This is a genomic window from Collinsella sp. CLA-ER-H11 (genome assembly GCF_040092445.1).
Taxonomy (GTDB): Bacteria; Actinomycetota; Coriobacteriia; order Coriobacteriales; family Coriobacteriaceae; genus Collinsella.
Genome location: NZ_JBBNLN010000014.1, coordinates 22486 through 41795, shown reverse-complemented (window position 1 = coordinate 41795; position 19310 = coordinate 22486). Strand labels below are relative to the sequence as shown.

General features: G+C 57.9%; 12 protein-coding genes. 8 read left to right on the top strand and 4 right to left on the bottom strand.

Annotation, left to right across the window (positions count from 1 at the left end):
* Positions 1–253: 253 nt before the first annotated feature.
* Genes coaE through uvrB form a run of 3 tightly spaced genes read left to right on the top strand, consistent with a single transcriptional unit; the run spans position 254 to position 3761 of the window.
* Positions 254–895: a dephospho-CoA kinase gene (gene coaE, locus AAAX35_RS08670; RefSeq protein ID WP_055286973.1), complete on the top strand. Its 642-nt coding sequence runs from the start codon at positions 254–256 to the stop codon at positions 893–895.
* Positions 888–1469, top strand: a complete 582-nt coding sequence (locus AAAX35_RS08665) for a lytic transglycosylase domain-containing protein (protein WP_117766030.1) — start codon at positions 888–890, stop codon at positions 1467–1469. Before coaE ends, AAAX35_RS08665 begins: the two co-directional genes overlap by 8 nt.
* A 51-nt stretch (positions 1470–1520) precedes the next feature.
* Positions 1521–3761 carry an excinuclease ABC subunit UvrB gene (gene uvrB / locus AAAX35_RS08660; protein ID WP_138112002.1) on the top strand — a complete coding sequence of 747 codons (2241 nt, stop codon included), beginning with the start codon at positions 1521–1523 and terminating at the stop codon, positions 3759–3761.
* A 65-nt stretch (positions 3762–3826) separates the two neighbouring features.
* On the opposite strand, the gene AAAX35_RS08655 is transcribed toward uvrB, so the two are convergent.
* From AAAX35_RS08655 to AAAX35_RS08640, 4 genes are all read right to left on the bottom strand, one after another.
* Positions 3827–5467, bottom strand: a complete 1641-nt coding sequence (locus AAAX35_RS08655) for an FAD-dependent protein (RefSeq protein WP_138112005.1) — start codon at positions 5465–5467, stop codon at positions 3827–3829.
* Positions 5468–5547: 80 nt separating this feature from the next.
* Positions 5548–6819, bottom strand: coding sequence for an NAD(P)/FAD-dependent oxidoreductase (locus tag AAAX35_RS08650; protein WP_349117339.1), 1272 nt, complete (start codon positions 6817–6819; stop codon positions 5548–5550).
* A complete protein-coding gene (locus AAAX35_RS08645) occupies positions 6820–7650 on the bottom strand; it encodes an Mrp/NBP35 family ATP-binding protein (RefSeq protein WP_022094864.1) in 831 nt (276 codons plus the stop codon).
* Between the two features lie 145 nt (positions 7651–7795).
* A complete protein-coding gene (locus AAAX35_RS08640) occupies positions 7796–9949 on the bottom strand; it encodes an LTA synthase family protein (RefSeq protein WP_271761410.1) in 2154 nt (717 codons plus the stop codon).
* A gap of 193 nt (positions 9950–10142) precedes the next feature.
* Here AAAX35_RS08640 and uvrA point away from each other — a divergent pair, with 193 nt between their 5' ends.
* The 5 genes from uvrA (at position 10143) to AAAX35_RS08615 (ending at position 19267) form a co-directional block, all read left to right on the top strand.
* Entirely contained in the window at positions 10143–13022 is a 2880-nt protein-coding gene (gene uvrA / locus AAAX35_RS08635) for an excinuclease ABC subunit UvrA (protein WP_138112013.1), read from the top strand.
* 132 nt (positions 13023–13154) lie between these two features.
* The gene (gene ybaK / locus AAAX35_RS08630; protein WP_349117338.1) at positions 13155–13655 is read left to right on the top strand and encodes a Cys-tRNA(Pro) deacylase; all 501 of its coding nucleotides are present in this window, start codon (positions 13155–13157) and stop codon (positions 13653–13655) included.
* Between the two features lie 105 nt (positions 13656–13760).
* Positions 13761–15341, top strand: coding sequence for a murein biosynthesis integral membrane protein MurJ (gene murJ, locus AAAX35_RS08625; protein ID WP_138112016.1), 1581 nt, complete (start codon positions 13761–13763; stop codon positions 15339–15341).
* Positions 15342–15347: 6 nt separating this feature from the next.
* Complete coding sequence (gene uvrC, locus AAAX35_RS08620; protein WP_349117337.1) at positions 15348–17288, top strand: excinuclease ABC subunit UvrC; 1941 nt, start codon at positions 15348–15350, stop codon at positions 17286–17288.
* 365 nt (positions 17289–17653) lie between these two features.
* Positions 17654–19267, top strand: a complete 1614-nt coding sequence (locus tag AAAX35_RS08615; RefSeq protein WP_349117336.1) for an ABC transporter substrate-binding protein — start codon at positions 17654–17656, stop codon at positions 19265–19267.
* Positions 19268–19310: the final 43 nt, after the last annotated feature.

Genomic DNA, 19310 nt, shown 5'->3' with positions numbered 1-19310 from the left:
AAGCCCCATCGCGCCGAGAGTACTGCGGGGTCAGCCCGTGGGAGGCCAGGGCGCCGCTGACCGGTGGACGGCACCGAGCCGTACGCTTGAACTGAGAAGGGGGAGGCCTCGCGGCCTCCCCCTTTTTGCGTTGTATACACGTTGTGCTTTGGGACCTACCTCCCCCGTATGCGCTCTTACTCTTTGGCTGTATTTTGAGTCCTTCTAGTGTATTTGAGCGATAATTACTCGCATTGGCGTTAGGGAGGGCTTGATGTTTACCGTATTTGTCTTGGGCAATATTGCTTCGGGTAAGTCGACGGCCTGCCGCTATTTCGAATCTCGTGGCGCTATGCTTATCGATCTGGATGAGCTTGCAAAATCTCTGTATGTGCCGGGCTCTGATATCGTCAATACTCTCGCGGATGAATTCGGTTGGGACATTTTGGATGAGGAAGGCGGCATTCGCCGCAGTATCCTCGCTTCTCGAGCTTTCGCTTCTCCTGATTCGGTCGCACGGCTCAATGGCATCGTGCATCCTGTTCTGATTGAACAGCTTTCGCTTAGGATTCTCGATCCGGTTTGTTGTACGGTTTCATCTCCTCGTTATCCCTTTGCGGTGGTCGAGGTTTCTGCTCCGACTGGTTTTGAGGATGCATTTGGCTTGGCTGATGAAATTCTGGTCATCAGCGCCCCTTTGTCAGTTCGTCGCGAGCGCGCTATTCAACGTGGCATGGAGCCATCCGATTTCGATGCTCGTTCTGCTTGCCAGCCCGATGAGTCTGCGCTGTGCAATCTCGCTACAACGGTGATTGATAATGCCGCAGGCGATAATTCGCTCTTTGAGCAGCTTGACTCATGGCTTGCATGCCACGGGTTTATAGATACTCCGGATAAGGAGGAGGCCGATGCCTAAGGCACGTTTCTTTACGTGGTATCGCGTGGCGCCACTTGCCGTTGTGTTCGTCTTCGGCCTTATTTCGCTCGTCTACTCGTGTGCCCCTGCCGCTTTCTTTAAGCCGCTGTATCCGATTGACTACGAGGCGTATGTAAAGCAATCCAGTATTTCGCATAATCTGGATCCGTATCTGGTGTGCGCTGTCATTAAGTCGGAATCGAACTGGGATCCCGAGGCCGAGTCGAATCAGGGTGCTCAGGGATTGATGCAGCTGATGCCCGAGACTGCCCAGGATATGATTGCCAAGGGCCTTGTCGATGGTGGGGAGTATTCGGCCGACAACCTTAACGATCCAGCTACGAATATCGAGTTTGGCTGCGCATACCTCTCGTATCTTCTCGCCTATTTCAACGGGTCGACGGATAGTGCCATCGCCGCCTATAACGCCGGTATGGGCAATGTCGACGGATGGGCGCAGCAGAACACGTCACTCCATAATGCGATTACCTTCCCTGAAACTCAGGCTTATCTGATTCGCGTCAATAATGCCTGGGTTCGATATAAGACTCTCTATCCCGATCGGTTCGTATAGGACTAAGCCCACCGCCTGCGTATACTGCAGATGTATGAGTTAGGAGTATCCATGGCGGAATTTGAAGTAGAACGCGTTGGTGGTGAACTTAAGCGCTTTGGCGTTGAGGGCGCTGAGGTGCCGTTTGAAGTCGTTTCCCCCTATGAGCCTGCCGGTTCCCAGCCCAAGGCCATTGAGTCACTTGTGCGGGGCGTGAGGGACGGAGACCGCTATCAGGTTTTGCTGGGTGTGACTGGTTCGGGTAAGACTTTTACGATGGCCAAAACCATTGAGGCCTTGGGTAAGCCGACCCTTGTCATGGCTCCGAATAAAACGCTCGCCGCTCAGCTTGCGAGCGAGCTCAAAGAGTTCTTTCCCAATAACGCTGTGGTCTACTTCGTCTCGTACTACGATTACTATCAGCCCGAGGCGTATGTGCCGCAAAGCGATACATATATCGAGAAAGACTCCTCGATTAACGAAGAGGTCGAGATGCTGCGCCATCAGGCGACCGCGTCACTGCTCTCTCGACGTGATGTGATCGTTGTCGCATCGGTCTCGTGTATCTATGGCATTGGCTCTCCTGAGGACTATGCGGGTCTGGCTCCAAACGTCGACAAGAAGGTGCCGCTCGAGCGCGATGACTTTATCCATGCGCTTATCGACATTCAATATGATCGCAATGACTATGACCTGGCGCGTGGCACGTTCCGCGTGCGCGGCGATGTTGTCGACGTGTATCCGCCTTATGCCGAGCATCCGTTGCGGTTTGAGTTCTTTGGCGATGAGGTCGAGCTGATTGCCGAGATCGATGAGGTCACCGGTGAGATGCTTCGTGAGTATGAGGCCATTCCCGTATGGCCGGCATCGCACTACGTGACCGAGAAGCCGAAGGTCAAGGCGGCTCTGAAATCGATCAGCGAAGAGTGCGAGAAGCGCGTGGCGGAGCTCAAGGCGACCGACAAGTTGCTCGAGGCGCAGCGTCTGCAGCAGCGCACCGATTATGATCTTGAGATGCTCGAGACGATGGGCTTTTGCAACGGCATCGAGAACTACTCGCGTCATCTGGATGGTCGCAAGCCGGGCGAGCCGCCGTTTACCCTAATCGATTACTTTCCCAAAGATATGCTCTGCATCATCGATGAGAGCCATGTGACGGTGCCGCAGATTCGCGGTATGCACGAAGGTGACCGCTCGCGTAAGGTGACACTGGTGGAACACGGTTTTCGCCTGCCCTCGGCGCTCGATAACCGCCCGCTTCGTTTCGATGAGTTTGAGGCAAGGATACCCCAGTTCATCTACGTTTCGGCAACACCGGGCGACTATGAGCTGCGGGTGAGCCAGAACGACGTTGAGCAGATTATTCGTCCGACCGGTCTGCTCGATCCCAAGATCGATGTGCGTCCAGTACGCGGCCAGATTGACGATCTTGAGGACGAGATTCGCGAGCGCGTTGCCCGCAAGGAGCGCGTGCTGGTGACCACGTTGACCAAGCGCATGGCCGAGGACCTGACCGACCATCTACTTGATGCGGGCATTAAGGTCAATTACATGCACTCTGATACGGCGACAATGGACCGTGTCGAGATCCTGCGAACGCTGCGCGAGGGCAAGATCGATGTTCTCGTTGGCATCAACCTGCTTCGCGAGGGCTTGGATCTCCCCGAGGTCTCACTGGTGGCAATTCTCGATGCCGATAAGGAAGGCTTCTTGCGCAACCGCCGCTCACTGATTCAGACGATTGGCCGTGCGGCCCGTAACGCCGATGGCGAAGTCATCATGTATGCGGACGTTGTGACCGATTCGATGAAAGAGGCCATCGAGGAGACGCAGCGCCGCCGCGAGATTCAGATGGCATATAACGAAGAGCATGGCATTGTGCCCAAGACGGTGCGCAAGGCCATCAACGACATCTCAAGTTTTATTGCCGAGGCCGAAAAAACCGTGGGTTCCAAGGGGCGCTCGAAGGGCGACTCTCTTGGTCATGGTGCATTCTATACGCCCGATGAGTCGGGCGAGGGCGGCGTGCCGGAAACGGTGGCACCCGAGCAGACACTTGCGGAGCAGTTGGAAGAACTGCCGCATGACGAGCTTGTGCGGATCGTCGAAACCATGGAAGAGGATATGCGCAACGCTTCTGCCGCCATGGACTTTGAGGAGGCGGCGCGCCTGCGCGATGCCGTCGTTCAGATTCGGGCGATGCTCGAGGGTGCGTCTGAGGACGAGACGATCGAGCGCTTACGTTCGCAGGCCCGCAAGGGTTCCACGTTCGCATCGGGCAGAAAACGCCAGGGTGCACGGTTTAAGAAATAGCGAACAGGCCCCGAGTTCCCTGTCGAGCTCGGGGCCTATGTCTTTTGCGCGCTGGAATTCGTGCGTTAGAGGTCTGCGATCAGGGCTTCAGCACAACGGATGCCGTCGGTGGCCGCGCTCATGATGCCGCCAGCATATCCAGCTCCCTCACCACAAGGGTAGAGGCCCGGGGTCGACACGGCATGGCACGTTCGGTCTCGGGTGACAGTGGCAGGTGAGCTCGAACGAGTCTCCACGCCGGTAAGAACGGCATCGGGGCGGTCGTAGCCTCGTAGCTTTTTTCCGAGTAGGGGAAGTCCCAGGCGGAGCGACTCGACGATATGCTGCGGCAGGGCTTCGTCAATTGCCGTCCAGGTCACACCGAGCGGATAGGTGGGCTTTACCTTTCCGGGCGCCTTGCTGGCGCGTCCTGCGAGGAAATCTCCGACGAGTTGTGCCGGTGCGTTCCAGTTGGAACCGCCTAGGCGATAGGCGGCCGCCTCGCAGGCGCGCTGGAGCTCGATGCCGGCGAGCGGGTCATCGTTGGGAAGGTCCTCAGGCGTGACGTTAACGAGCAGGGCGGCGTTTGCGTTGCGTCCGTCGCGGGCATTGAGGCTGGCGCCGTTGACGCACAGGTGGCCCTGCTCGGAAGAGGCGGCGACAACCTGCCCGCCGGGGCACATGCAAAACGAGAACACGCTGCGGCCGTTGGGAAGATGGGCGACGAGCTTGTAGGGGGCTGCTCCGAGGGCAGGATGTCCTGCCAAGGCTCCATATTGGGCTCGGTCGATGTCGCGCTGCGGATGCTCGATGCGAACGCCCATGGCAAAGGTCTTTTGTGCGAGGGCCACGTTGTGGTCCTTAAGGAGCTCAAAAATATCGCGAGCAGAATGCCCGCAGGCGAGGATGAGGTGCTTTGTCTCGATTGGCTCGTAAGCGGCGTCTTGGGACGATTGGACATCAATACCGGTGATGGCGCCAGACGCGTCGATGTGAATGTCGACGAGCTTTGTTCGATAACGGACGATACCTCCGAGCTGCTCGATGCGCTGGGATATAGCGGTGACAACCGTGGGAAGGATGTCGGAGCCAATGTGCGGCTTGGCATCCCACAGAATATCGCGGGGCGCACCCGCCTCGACGAAGGTTTCGAGGATAAGGCGATGGGCGGGATTTTTTGTTCCCGTATTGAGCTTGCCGTCCGAGAAGGTCCCCGCGCCGCCCAGACCAAACTGGATATTACTCTCGGGGTCGAGGATGCGCTCCTTTAGAAAGAGGTCGATCGCATGCGAGCGGCGAAATGCCGGGTCGCCGCGCTCGATGAGCAAGGGCTTAAGACCTGCTTCGGCGAGCGTTAGCGCGGCGAAAAGGCCAGCGCATCCGGCGCCGACAACGACAGGGCGTTCTTGAGGTGCGTCGGAGACGGGGGTGGGGAATGAAGACCCATCGTCTTTTATCGCGCGTACGCGCGAGCGGTCACGCTCGGAAACGCTGTCGACCGCTTCTCGCTCGAGGTGGGGACTGGTCAGCTCAACACGAAAGCTCAGGATAAAATGGACGTCTCGTTTTTTGCGAGCGTCGATTGACTTGCGGTGGAGCTCGATGGACTTGATCTCGGAGTCTTTGCAACGTAGGACGCGCTTGGCGACTCGCTTGCCAACAATGAGGCAGGCATTTTCATCGCCGGCTTCATCGAGCGACGCGTTGACTTGGGTGATTTCAATCATCGAGGTCTCCTTAGAGGCAAGAAAGAGGCCGTCCGGTATCCCAGACGGCCCGAATGCGTTTTTGATTATAGACTGCGCGGCTACAGGCTGCTTGCAGCGCGAATGCCCGAGAGCCATGCCCACGCAAGGTTAAAGCCTCCGCAATCGGCGTCGATGTCGAGCGCTTCGCCGCAGACGTAAAGCGGGGTGTCGACAACGCTGCGCGCGCGTAGACTGGGTGTTGAGATGCTCTCGACAGATACGCCACCACGCGTGACCTGCGCCGAGCGCTCCTCGGCGGTTCCTTCGACGAGCAACTTAAAATGCTTGAGGATCGAGACCAGGTGGATGACATCGTTGGAGCCTGGATGGCACTGCTCGAACGCTGTGCAGACGACGCGGGAGAGTTGCGGGGCGAGCATGCCGTCGAGCCAACGGGGATCGCGGGGCGAAAAGCCGCCGAGCAGCTTAACGCGCCGGTTAAGCATATCGAGCAACTCGTCTTTAGAGAGGTCGGGGAAAACGTCGAGCAGGATCGTATCGCCGCGCTGGATACGACGGGAGAGGTTGAAGACAGCGACGCCCGAGATCCCGAAGGTTCGAAACAGGACTTCACCGTCTTCGTGCCAGAGCTCATTATGATTGCGGGCGAGCGTCAAGCGGGCGCGGACGTGCAGACCGTCCAACGTCTTGAGTGCCGCCCGATCGCCGACGACCGTTGCCGATACGGGGCAGAGGATGGGGCGCAGCGAAGTGAGGGGGAGGCTAAACGTACCGGCGATACAGGTGGGGTTGCCACCCGTGGCGATAATTACGGCATGTGCCTCCAGGGCCTCGTTCTTGCGAGGGACATCGGCGAGCGCTTTCCGAAGCGAGCGGAGCTCCGATTTTCGGTTGTCATGCTTTTTTGCCTTGAGTGCCCGCGCTGGACGGTCTATTTGGAGTGTCCAGCCTTCGGAAGCTTTGTGCGCCGAGGCAACGTTGGCTCCGCAGATTAAGGTGATACCTAGGCGGTCGCAAACGTTGAGAAGCGCGTCGCGCACCGATTCTGCGCGAAGGGAGCGCGGGTATAGCCGGCCTTCCTCGGAGGTTGTCATGATGCCCAGCGAGGAGAAGAAACCCATAAGCTCTTGTTCGGGTTGGGGGCCCATGACAGATTCGACGAATGCGGGGTGGTTATACCGCTGAGGATCAATCGATTCGTTGGAGAGGTTGCAGCGGCCGTTACCGGTCGCAAGGAGCTTAAGGCCGCAGGCGACATCGCGCTCAACGATGCAGACGCTTTTGCCAGCACGTGCAGCCGTAATGGCGGCGGCGAGGCCTGAAGCCCCGCCGCCGATTACCAGGACGTCATAGAAGGCGCTCGTGTTCACTTAGGCCTCGTCGGTCTCGTGCGGGGTAATAGCCTCGACGGCAGAGACTGCCTTGGGCAACATGCCATCGGGCAGTGCGGTCTCGACCTCGCCCTTATCGCAGGCCTCGGCGAGTGCCGGATTGATGGGAAGCTGGCCCAAGATGTCGAGGTTATAGCGTTCTGCGACCTCGGGGAGCTTGCTCTTGCCAAAGACCTCGATCTTCTTGCCGCAGTCGGGACACTCAATATAGCTCATGTTCTCGACAATGCCCAGAATGGGGACGTTCATCTTCTCGGCCATGTTGACCGCCTTGGCGACGATCATCGAGACCAGATCCTGCGGGCTCGTGACGATGACGATGCCGTCGACGGGCAACGACTGGAAGACGGTGAGCGCGACATCGCCTGTTCCCGGAGGCATGTCGACCAGCAGGTAGTCGATGGGGCCCCACGAGGTCTCGCTCCAGAACTGCCTAATGGCGCCTGCGATGACCGGACCGCGCCAAAGGACGGGGTCGGTCTCGTTTTGGAGCAGCAGGTTGGAGCTCATGACCTTGACGCCGTGCTCGGAGATTTCGGGCAGCATAAGGTTGCCGAGGGCATGGACGTGGCGTCCGCTCATACCGAACATCTTGGGGATGGAGGGACCGGTGATGTCGGCATCGAGGACGCCGACCTTGTGGCCGTGACGGGCAAGCTCGGTGGCGATGGCACCGGTGACAAACGACTTGCCGACACCGCCCTTGCCGGAAAGCACGGCGATGACGCGTTTGACCTCGGACAGCGTGTTCTCCTCAAATTGCGACGGCGACGTTTGTCCGCCGGCGGCCTGTGCGTGCTCGCAACCCATGTATGACTCCTTTGTATATGTTGGGGCCGGGGCCCCGTGGTGTGACACGAGCGTCATTGTACCCTCGTTTGCGAGCGGGAATCATTTGCGATGCATTTGGGCCGAGCGTGCTTGCAATACGATGGGTCCAAACGAATGGGCGGGCTTACTGAACTTTGCTGGCGAACTCGAGGTATTGCATGCGCTGCAGCTTGTCGATCGTCGAGGCGTATGGGCTATCTTCAGATTCCAAGTCGTAGCGCAGCCCGTCGGCACCAAGGTAGCCGGCGACATTGATGGTGGGCACATCTGACCTTGTTGCAAGCAGAGCCTTTTGATAGTCGGTGAGCGGGGCGCCGATCTTATTAAGGGTAATGGCTGCAATCTCGTTTGCCCCGACGGTGTCGTAGACGTTGAGCTCGGTATTGCCGGCGATTTCATAGTTAGCCCAGACAAAATATGTCGACTGATAGATACGGAAAGCGTGGCTTGCCGTATCTTCCTGAGGGTACAGCTCGTCGTTGAGGGTCGTTGCGGCGCTCGGCTGATGGTCGCCAAAAAAGACAAGGACAACCGGTCTGCCGATATTGCGGAGCTCGTTGATAAAGTACTCGAGGTCCCGGTCAGATGCGTTGATGCAGGTAAGATAGGTGTTGAGCGCGCTATTGGCGCCCTCGCTGGCTCCCTCGACCCAATAGTTTGTCAGCTCCTCGGCGGGAACGGTGCCATAGTCGTAGCCGCCGTGATTTTGCATCGTGACGTCAAAGATGAACTGCGGGGCTTCGTCGGTTCTAAGCAGGTCGAGTATCTTGTCGTAGGTGGCGTAGTCGCATACGCCGGCATGGTAACAGGGCGCACCTTCGAAATCGCCGATTGAAAGAAAGTCTCCAAAGCCCAGCTGCTGATAGATTTTATCTCGATGGTAGTTGACGGGGTTTTGCGGGTGCATAGCGGTAGCGGTATACCCAAGCTCCTTAAGGTCCTTTGCCAGGCTGTTGACGCCATTCATCTGATATAGCTGATAGGGGATTTTGCCTAATCCGACAAAGGCCGTTGTCGCTCCGGTCAAAAATTCGAATTCGGAGTTCGCCGTTCCGCCACCGGCGACCGAAGCGAGCATGGTGCCGCGAACAAGTGTGTCGGGAAGTGAGTTGTAGAATGCGGGGCCGGTGTACCCGGCCGCCTGGAGCTGCTCAAAGCACGAAAGGTCGCTAAAACTCTCGTTCATGACGGCAACAATCGTCGGCTTGATTTCATTGAACTGGGCAACGGCCGCCGCGCGCTGCTCGCTCGAGCCATACGTGCTGTCGTAGGTGGCGGCGAGCTCCTGCTCGATGCTCTGCGCCTCATCGGGCGTATAGTCTTCGGGCTTCTCAATGGGCAACTCGTTGACCATTTCGGTGAACGAAGTGATAAAACCCTGAGACGCATACGTGGTGATGGGCTGCCAACGGTCAAATCCAAAATTCAGCGCCTGCTCCAAGTCGATGCTGGAAAAGCCCGAGAGCCCCACAACGGTCACTAGCAGAAAAGCGCAGAGGTTAGCGGCGATTGCGGGGAACACATGGGTGGGTGTACGGAGCTTTCTCGGTCGGATAAGCGAAAGAAGCCCCAGGGAAATCTCCAGCAGGGCTAGAGAGGTTACGATTCCGGCGGTAAAGGTAAACTCGTATCCCTCGCTCACTTCCATTGCGGTGCCAAGGGCCAAGATATCGCTTGGCAGGATGGCCTCACCTTTAAACGTTATGACGAAGTGCTCGGCAATGCCAAGGATGCAACAGGCGACGGGCACGAGGGCCATGACGCCTCCATGACGCTGTCCCAGCAAATAAAGGGAGAGCAGAACCGTCGCGAGCAGCCCGACGGAAAACCCGAATGAGTTGGCGGGAATGCGATAGAACGTTTCGTTACAGGCAATTTCGAGTGAAACGAACGAGAGCGCTGAAACAGCGGCGATGACAAGGATGTCACGGCAAATACAGGCAACCGTTCCCGTCGCAAGATCGGTTTGGTCGATAAGCCCCGAAACCAAGGGTTCGACAAGAAGTATGACGGCGGCAGCACCGAGCGCCGAATAAGAAAGGAGCCATAGGGAACTGTCCTCATTTACGAGCAATTGATTCGTAACCCATGCAGCTACCACGCCGAGCGGGATGAGGAGCGTCGCGCACCAAAAGACGCGGGCAATGGGCGGCTTTTCATTGTGTTTGATTGAAAAATACACGCGCACGACGACGGCGGCCACGATAAGGACGGCGATGAATATGGGCAGATTGGCCATGTCGCTCGAAGTGATTTCAAGGGGGATATCTTCGGTCATGGACGTTCCTCTGTTACAGCAAATTAAGTTCAGTATTAGATTACTGTAACCTTTCCACGGCATTTCGAGAAACAAAGCGCCCGATACGCAAAGCTAAAGGTCTGCGAATCTTGTATTACGAACATCTGTGCGCGTCGAGTGCGCTAAACTCATCGGCAGTATGATTCGATGCAATAGGAGGCAAGGAGCTTCCATGTCTGATTCTTCTATCGTTATTCGCGGCGCTCGTGAGCACAACCTCCGTGATATCGATGTTTCCATTCCGCGTGACCAACTCGTGGTCATTACCGGTCTTTCTGGCTCGGGCAAGAGTTCGCTGGCATTTGACACTATCTATGCCGAGGGCCAGCGTCGATACGTCGAGAGTCTTTCGAGCTATGCGCGCCAGTTCTTGGGCCAGATGGACAAACCCGACTTGGATTCAATCGACGGCCTTTCGCCGGCGGTGTCGATCGACCAAAAGACGACGTCTAAAAACCCTCGCTCGACGGTTGGCACCGTAACCGAGATTTATGACTATCTGCGCCTGCTGTTCGCCCGTGTGGGCACCCCGCACTGTCCCGAATGCGGCCGCGTCATTGAGCGCCAGACGACCGACCAGGTTGCCGACAAAGTCTTGGCGGCGGGGGAGGGTCGCCGCGCGTTTGTGCTGGCACCGGTGGTGCGCGGGCGAAAAGGCGAGTACACCAAACTGTTTGAGGACCTTCGCGCCGAGGGCTTTAGCCGCGTGCGTGTCGACGGCGAAGTGCGCTCGCTCGACGATCCGATCGATCTGGACAAGAAGTTCAAGCACGATATCGAGGTCGTGGTCGATCGCATCGTGATCCGTGAGAATTCTCTGGGCCGTATCGCCGAGTCTGTTGAGCAGGCGACCGCGCTGGCTCACGGCAATGTAAACGTGTACATGCTGCCCGATCGTGATGCTCCCGAGGGGACCGAGGGCGAGCTGCTGGAGTATTCGTTGGCCTTGGCGTGCCCGGAGCATGGACACTCCATTGACGATCTTCAGCCGCGTGATTTTTCGTTTAACGCTCCCTATGGCGCATGTCCTGAGTGCGATGGCCTGGGCTTTAAGAAAACCGTTGATGCCGAGGCGCTGATCGAGGACCCCTCGAAGTCCATTGCCGACGGAGTCTTTGGTAGCCTGTTTGGCAATTCGAACTACTACCCGCAGATTTTTGCTGCGGTCTGTAAACACTTTAAGGTGGGCACCGATACGCCGTGGGAGGACTTGCCCCCTCGCGTACGTCGTGCATTCTTGGATGGCCTGGGCGATACGAAGATCTCGGTTGACTACCAAAAGCTCGACGGACGTCGTAGCCAGTGGGATACCAAGTTTTCGGGCGTTCGCAACATCCTGTACGAACGCTATACCGAGACGACGAACGAGAACACCAAGGCGCGCTTGGAGAAGTACATTCGCGAGGAACCGTGCTCGAGCTGCCACGGCGCTCGTTTGCGCCCTGAGATGCTCGCCGTCACCGTGGGCGGCAAGTCCATTTACGAGGTTTGTTGCCTGTCGTGCCGTGAGTCGCTCGAGTTTTTTGAGGGCCTGGAGCTCACCGAGCGCCAACAGTTTATCGGCGGGCGCATCGTCAAGGAAATCCTGGAGCGCTTGCGTTTTCTGGTCGATGTTGGACTCGACTATCTGACGCTCGATCGTGCCTCGGCGACGCTTTCTGGTGGCGAGGCGCAGCGTATTCGCCTGGCAACGCAGATCGGCGCGGGTCTCATGGGCGTGCTCTATATTCTGGATGAGCCCTCGATCGGTCTTCATCAGCGTGACAACGAGCGCCTGATCAAGACGCTCGAGCGCCTGCGCGATATCGGCAATACCGTTATCGTCGTCGAACACGACGAGGATACAATCCGTGCCGCCGACTACGTGATCGACATGGGGCCCGGCGCCGGCGTCAACGGCGGACACGTAGTCGCGGCGGGAACGCCTGCCGATATTATGGCTTGTCCTGAGTCGATGACGGGCGCTTATCTGACCGGCAAACGAATGATCCGGGTGCCTGATGAACGGCGCAAGCCCGGTCGCGGCTGCCTTAAAATTACGGGCGCTCGAGCCAACAACCTCAAAAACGTTACCGCCAAGATCGAGTTTGGTACGCTTACGGTTGTTACCGGCGTGTCGGGATCGGGCAAGAGCTCCCTGGTTACCGACACCATTGCGCCTGCCCTTACGAATGCCATTCACCGTTCGACGCGCCCTGTGGGTCCGTATAAGAAAATCGAGGGCATCGAGTGTATCGATAAGGTTATCGATATCGACCAGTCGCCGATTGGCCGCACGCCGCGTTCCAACCCTGCTACCTATATCGGCCTGTGGGATGATCTTCGCGCGCTGTTTGCGAGTACGCCGGAGTCGAAGGCGCGCGGCTACTCGCCGGGTCGTTTCTCCTTTAATGTGAGTGGCGGGCGCTGTGAAGCGTGCAAGGGCGACGGACAGATCAAGATCGAGATGCACTTCCTTCCCGATATCTACGTTCCCTGCGAAGTTTGCGGCGGTAAACGCTACAACCGCGAGACACTCGAGGTCACCTACCGTGGCAAGACCATCTCGGACGTACTTGACATGAGCGTCACCGAGGCACTGGCTTTCTTTGGGAATATCCCGCAGATTAAGCGCAAGCTTCAGACGCTGTACGATGTAGGCTTGGGCTACGTGAGCCTGGGCCAGCCCGCCACGACGCTTTCGGGTGGCGAGGCGCAGCGTGTGAAACTCGCCAAGGAGCTTCATCGACGCCAGACGGGCAAGACGTTCTATATTTTGGACGAGCCGACGACCGGCCTTCATTTTGAGGACGTCCGCCAGCTGCTCGATGTGCTGCAGCGCTTGGTCGATGCGGGCAACACGGTGCTGGTGATTGAACACAACCTTGATGTCATCAAGGTTGCCGACCGCCTGATCGATATGGGTCCCGAGGGCGGTAACGGCGGCGGAACCGTCGTGGTTTCGGGCACACCGGAGCAGGTTGCGGACTGTCCGCAGAGTTATACGGGCAAGTTTTTGGCGCCGTTGCTCAGGCGTGACCGGGAGCGTCAAGCTCAACTTGATGCTCAATAAGTAGGCGATTCAGTTTATGGGCGCCATCGACTCCTTGTGATTCGATGGCGCTTGCTGTGCCGAAGTGACGTATGCAGCCGAATTGGACATATACTTAATCCTTGCGTCCGAATGCGAGGGAAAGGATATGTCATGGCAAAGGCTGTAAAGACGCCAAAAACCAATGCGATGCGCGAGCTGGAAAGCGCCGGCATTTCCTATGTTCTACATACGTACGAAGACGATGGTGATGAGTCGGTGGGCCTGGGGGTCGCGATTTCGGAGCAGCTTGGCGAGGAGCCCGGTCAAGGATTTAAGACTTTGGTCTGCGTGACACCGTCCAACGACTATGTCGTGTGCTGTATCCCTGTTGCCGATGAGCTCGATCTAAAGTCCGCCGCGCGTGCCGCGGGGGAGAAGTCCTTGGCCATGATGCATGTGAAGGATTTGCTTGCGGCGACTGGCTACGTTCGCGGCGGCTGCAGCCCGGTCGGTATGAAAAAACGCTACCGGATGCTCATTGATGAGACATGTGTCCTTTGGGATACCATTTTTATTTCGGGAGGCAAGCGTGGTTATCAGCTCGAGCTTGCACCCGATGATTTAATTGCATTTTGCGGGGCGACGGTTGCCGCGATTACGAGAGAGGACTGAGCGATGCCGCAGGAAGAATTGAAGCGCGGAGCTCATTTTGCAAAAGAATCTGCGCCTCAGACACCCTCATCCGAAGCTTCTTCGTCGCGAGATGACACTGACGACATGGGCTCGTCGGACTACTCCACGGTTGGTCGTTCCGCCGGGCTTATGACCATCCTGACCATCGTGTCTCGCGTCACCGGTTTTATCCGCACGTGGGCAATGGCGGCCGCTATCGGCATGTCGCTACTCTCGTCCTCCTATCAGGTCGCCAACAACCTGCCCAATATGCTCTACGAACTCGTGATGGGCGGCATGCTCGTGACGGCGTTTTTGCCCGTGTACATGGGCGTGAGGCGTGAGCAGGGTCGCGAGGCCTCGAACGAGTACGTGGGCAACCTGCTCGGCATTCTGCTTTTGGTGCTGGGTGGCATTTCGTTGCTGGGGACCGTGTTCGCCCCGGGCTTTATCTGGACGCAATCGTTCCTTTCGGGTGACGGCGGCAGCATGGATACCGCTGCGTTCATGTTCCGTTTCTTTGCCATCCAGATTCTGTTTTATGGTTTGGGCTCGGTGTTCTCGGGCGTTCTCAACGCACACCGCGACTACTTCTGGTCGACGTTTGCCCCGGTCCTCAACAATGTGATCGTCATTGCGAGCTTTATGGGTTTTGCGCCCGTGTCCGCACAGTTTGGCGAACGTGCCGGCATCATCTTGATTGCGGCCGGTACGACCCTCGGTGTCTTTGTTCAGATGGCATGTCAGATTCCCGCGCTTGGCAAGCACGGCGTGCATCCCCATATCCATATCGACTTTAAGGACCCCGCGCTGCGCCAGACGATTGCGCTCGGTATCCCGACGCTGCTCGCCACGGTGTGCATGTTTGTCTCGACTTCTATCACCAACGCTGCCGCGCTGGTGGTCCAGCCCGAGACGGGTCCTTCCGTCATCGCCTATGCGCGCCTGTGGTACACGCTGCCCTACGCGCTGATTGCCGCCTCGCTTTCGACGGCGCTCTATACCGAGCTCTCTCATGACGCACAGGAGAAGGATTACGACAGCGTTCGCACGGGCATTTCGCGTGGCGTCGCCCAGATGCTGTTCTTCCTGATTCCGTTCGCACTGTACCTGATTGTCTTCGCACGTCCGCTCAATATGATCTACTGTGCTGGCAAGTTCGATGAATCCGGCGTGGCGCTGGTGTCCGAGTACCTTGCCTACCTGGCGCTCTCGCTGCCGCTCTACGGCGTGGTCGTGTTGATGCAGAAGAGCTTCTCTGCCTTGCTCGACATGAAGCCCTATAGCCGCTATTGCCTGTATTCCGCCATCGGCCAGGCCGGCTCGGTTCTGCTGTTTGGCGTTGTGCTGGGCTTCGGTATGCCGGCAATCGCGCTTTCGTATGTCGTCGACTACGTGATCTTGGTCGGCTGTTCGCTGTGGTGGCTGCGTCGTCGCCTGCGTGGCCTTCAGGTCAAATCTATCCTACATGGCGGTTTCTTTGGCCTTTTGCTCGGTGGCCTAGGTGCTGCCGCAGGCGCCGGCGTCATGTGGGCGCTTGAACACTTTGTCGGGGCACTTGGCGGCTCGATTCTGATTACTCTTGGCTACGTTTGCGTTGCGGGTGTCGCCTCGCTTGTTGTTACCTTTGGCCTTGCCGTCGTCCTTAAGATGCCCGAGGTCTCGGCGCTGCTTCGTCGCAAGTAGGTGCGCGTGGCCGGTCACGACAACATACCAACGCTTGCCGAGCAGGTTTCGCGCGTTCCCACACAGCCCGGATGCTACCTTTGGAAGGATGCCAAGGGCGATGTCATCTACGTGGGCAAGGCGAAAAACCTGCGCGCCCGCATGCGTCAATACGTGACACTGCAGGATGAGCGTCAAAAGATCCCGCTGATGATGCAGCTGGTGGCGAGCTTTGACTACATCGTTGTCGAAACCGAGCATGAGGCGCTTGTACTCGAGCGCAACCTGATCGGCCAGTACCATCCGTACTTTAACGTCGACCTCAAGGATGACAAGAGCTACCCCTTTATCGCCATTACAAAGGGCGACCTGTATCCCGCGATCAAATACACGCGTGAGCGTCATAAGCCGGGAACGCGCTATTTTGGACCCTATACCGATAGCCGTGCGGCACGTGAGACGATAGATACGCTGCGCAAGGTTATCCCCATCTGCTCTGCATCCTGTGCGGAGTGGCGTCGTTGTCGCCGTACCATCGAGTCCCACAAGGGCGAGGAAGACATCGTCAATATGATTTGCGCACAAAACGGGCGTCCCTGCTTTGACTACCATGTCGGGCGCGGCCCGGGTGCGTGTGTCGGCGCGATTTCCCCGGCAGACTATGCCAAGAACGTCAAGCGTGTCGAGCGCTTTTTGTCGGGCCATCGCAAGGATGTCGTCGATGAGCTGACCTCCGAGATGACGGATGCCGCCGAGGCGCTCGACTTTGAGCGCGCGGCACGCGTCAAACGTCGTTTGGAGGTCATCAGGGGTCTGGACGATCGTCAGCAAGTCGTTTTTCCCTCCAGTGTCGATATCGATGTCATCGGGTTCTATCGCGAGGAGACCATCTCCGCCGCTTGCGTCTTCGTCGTTCGCGAGGGCCGAACAGTTCGCACCTGCGAGTTCATTCTCGACAAGGGTCTTGATGTTGACGAGGAAGAGCTCCAGTCGGGCTTTCTTAAGCGCTATTACGACGAGACGGCTGATATTCCAGCTGAGGTCAACCTTTCCGTCGAGCTTGAGGATGCGGAGGCGCTGGGGGAGTGGCTTGCGGGCAAGCGTGAGCGTTCCTGCCATCTCCATAGGCCGCAGCGTGGCGAAAAGCACCGTCTGCTCGATATGGCATCCAAAAATGCGCGCCATGCCCTCATGCGCTACATGATGCGAACGGGGTACGCTGACGACCGCACCAATCAAGCGCTCCTGGAGCTCGAAAGTGCGTTGGCGCTGCCATCGCCGCCGTTGCGTATCGAGTGCTTCGATATCTCTACACTGCATGGCACCTTTACGGTCGCCTCGATGGTGGTGTTTACCAACGGGCGCGCCGACAAGAGCCAGTACCGTCGTTTTAAAATTCAGGCCGAATTGGACGAGGCAAACGACTTCGTGTCGATGTCCGAGGTTTTGGGACGACGCTATGCTCCCGAGCGCATGGCCGACGAGCGCTTTGGATCGCGCCCCGATTTGCTCGTTGTCGATGGCGGTAAGCCGCAATTGACCGCTGCGATCAAGCAACTTGAGGCTCTTGGGCTCGATATACCAGTTTGTGGCTTGGCAAAGGCCGATGAGGAGGTTTTCGTGCCTTGGGACGAGACTCCAGTCGTGCTTCCGACCGGGTCCGCGTCGCTCTATCTAATCAAACAGGTGCGCGATGAATCGCACCGTTTTGCCATCACGTTCCATCGCGAATTGCGCGATAAAGCCATGACGGTTTCGGTACTCGATGACGTTCCAGGCGTGGGACCCACCAGAAAACGTGCCCTTATGCGCCATTTTGGCTCGATGAAGCGTTTGCGCGCGGCGAGCGAGCAAGAGATCGCGGAAGTTCGAGGCGTTCCGGCCGATGTCGCCAAAGCGGTCCACGAGGCACTTGTTGCATGGAATGCCGAACGCGCCCAGGCATCGGCCAACCGTTCCGAAAACTAAACGTGCTTCTAAACAACTGATATACATGATTGGCCGATTTTCAATCATTTATTTCGCGGCGATTACCTGTCGATTTCGGGTTTTATTAACGCTAAAACGTTTGACTAGCCATGGTGAACAACCCTGCTATCCTGCGGGTTGACGATGACTGATATCTCACCTCGTCGATACATACTGTCTGGCGAATCGTTTGTCAATGAATTCGGTGAACGGTAGTAAATACCGTTCAAGCGTATGTATGTATCGGTCGCCGAGCGCGGCACCTCAGTTGGGTTCGTCGGTAGGTAAGGTATATATCGTCCGCAAGTTGCGCGGGGGCAAGTCTAGGTGCTCCCGGGTAAGATTCTCTATTGATAGGAGAAGACATGGCCATCATCAACAAGGGTATGTCCAGGCGTTCGTTCCTCGGCCTCACCGGCAGCGTCGCTGCTGTCGCAGGGCTTGGTCTCACCGGCTGCGGTGGCAGCTCCAACGACGAGGGTTCCGCTTCCGGTTCCGCCGATTCCGCCAACCGTGGCGGCGGTGTGATTACCGCTGGTTCCGCTTACGCTCCGTCCAGCTTCGATCCCGCCAGCACCGGCTCCGCTGTGGGCCTGGGTGCTAACTGGCACGTCGTCGAGGGTCTCTACGGCATCGATTACCACGACTACAGCACCTTCAACGAGCTTGCCACCGACGATCCCAAGTCCGTGGACGACACTACCTTCGAGGTCACCATCCGCAAGGGCGCCAAGTTCTCCGATGGTACCGAGGTCACTGCTGACGACGTCGTCGCTTCCTACACCGCTTGCGCTGCTTCCGCTACCTATGCTCCGTTCTTCCAGCCCTTCGAGTCCATCGAGGCCAAGGATGCCAGCACTGTAACGGTCAAGACCAAGGTCCCCAACTTCTCCCTGCTCAAGGATCGTCTGGCCATCATCCGTGTTACCCCGGCTACTCAGTCCGAGGAGGATCGCGCCAAGCAGCCGATCGGTTCCGGCCCCTGGATGTACGACTCTATCTCCGATACCGAGATCACCCTGGTTCCCAACCCCGAGTACAACGGTGAGTATGCTGCCGAGGATAAGAAGATCCAGTACAGCATCCTGACCGACCCCACCGCTCGCGTTACCGCCCAGCAGGAAGGCTCCACGCTCGTTATGGAGCTCGTCACCGCTGACGCCGTCGACCAGCTCGAGAGCGCTGGCTGCAAGATCGACAACGTCCAGGGCTTCGGCACCCGCTTCATCATGTTCAACGTCGCCAAGGAGCCTTGGAACAACGTCAAGGTCCGTCAGGCCGTCATGTACGCGCTCGACACCGAGAAGATGATCACCAACACCTTCGCCGGCCTTGCCACCGCTGCCAGCTGCTACCTGCCCAAGAGCTTCACCAACTATCATGAGGCTTCCACGGTGTACAAGACCGACGCCAAGAAGGCCAAGAAGCTCATCGAGGAGTCCGGCATCACCCCGGGTGCCATCACCCTGCGCACCACCGACAACGAGCAGATTAAGGGCATGGCCGCCCAGGTCAAGAACGACCTCGACGCTCTCGGCTTCGATGTGACCATCCAGACCGATACCTCGCCGGCCACCTACGCTGCCATCGACGGCGGCGAGGCCTACGATATCCTCCTTGCCCCTGGCGATCCTTCCTGCTTCGGCGCCGACCCCGACCTGCTGCTCAACTGGTGGTACGGCGACAACGTCTGGATGCAGACCCGTTGCCCGTGGAAGGAGTCCGCTGAGTGGCAGAAGCTCCACAGTCTCATGGACGAGGCTCTTGCCGCCGAGGGCGACGAGCAGCAGAAGAAGTGGAACGAGTGCTTCGACATCATTGCCGACAACGCCGTTCTGTACCCCGTTGTCCACGTCAAGACCGTCTCCGCTTCCTGGGACGATCCGTCCACTGCGCCCAACGGCGAGGCCCTCGATGGCTTCAAGGGCATCGGCACGACGAGCATGTCCTTCAGGGGCGTTGCGACCGTCAAGGCGTAAGACTCGCTTGAGTCTGTATGCAGGATGTCGGTCATTGGGGCCG

Excerpts from the sequence above, each read along its gene's own strand:
- coaE (WP_055286973.1), top strand. The coding sequence starts at position 254 with ATGTTTACCGTATTTGTCTTGGGCAATATTGCTTCGGGTAAGTCGACG.
- AAAX35_RS08665 (WP_117766030.1), top strand. The coding sequence starts at position 888 with ATGCCTAAGGCACGTTTCTTTACGTGGTATCGCGTGGCGCCACTTGCC.
- uvrB (WP_138112002.1), top strand. The coding sequence starts at position 1,521 with ATGGCGGAATTTGAAGTAGAACGCGTTGGTGGTGAACTTAAGCGCTTT.
- AAAX35_RS08655 (WP_138112005.1), bottom strand. The coding sequence starts at position 5,467 with ATGATTGAAATCACCCAAGTCAACGCGTCGCTCGATGAAGCCGGCGAT.
- AAAX35_RS08645 (WP_022094864.1), bottom strand. The coding sequence starts at position 7,650 with ATGGGTTGCGAGCACGCACAGGCCGCCGGCGGACAAACGTCGCCGTCG.
- AAAX35_RS08640 (WP_271761410.1), bottom strand. The coding sequence starts at position 9,949 with ATGACCGAAGATATCCCCCTTGAAATCACTTCGAGCGACATGGCCAAT.
- uvrA (WP_138112013.1), top strand. The coding sequence starts at position 10,143 with ATGTCTGATTCTTCTATCGTTATTCGCGGCGCTCGTGAGCACAACCTC.
- ybaK (WP_349117338.1), top strand. The coding sequence starts at position 13,155 with ATGGCAAAGGCTGTAAAGACGCCAAAAACCAATGCGATGCGCGAGCTG.
- murJ (WP_138112016.1), top strand. The coding sequence starts at position 13,761 with ATGGGCTCGTCGGACTACTCCACGGTTGGTCGTTCCGCCGGGCTTATG.
- AAAX35_RS08615 (WP_349117336.1), top strand. The coding sequence starts at position 17,654 with ATGGCCATCATCAACAAGGGTATGTCCAGGCGTTCGTTCCTCGGCCTC.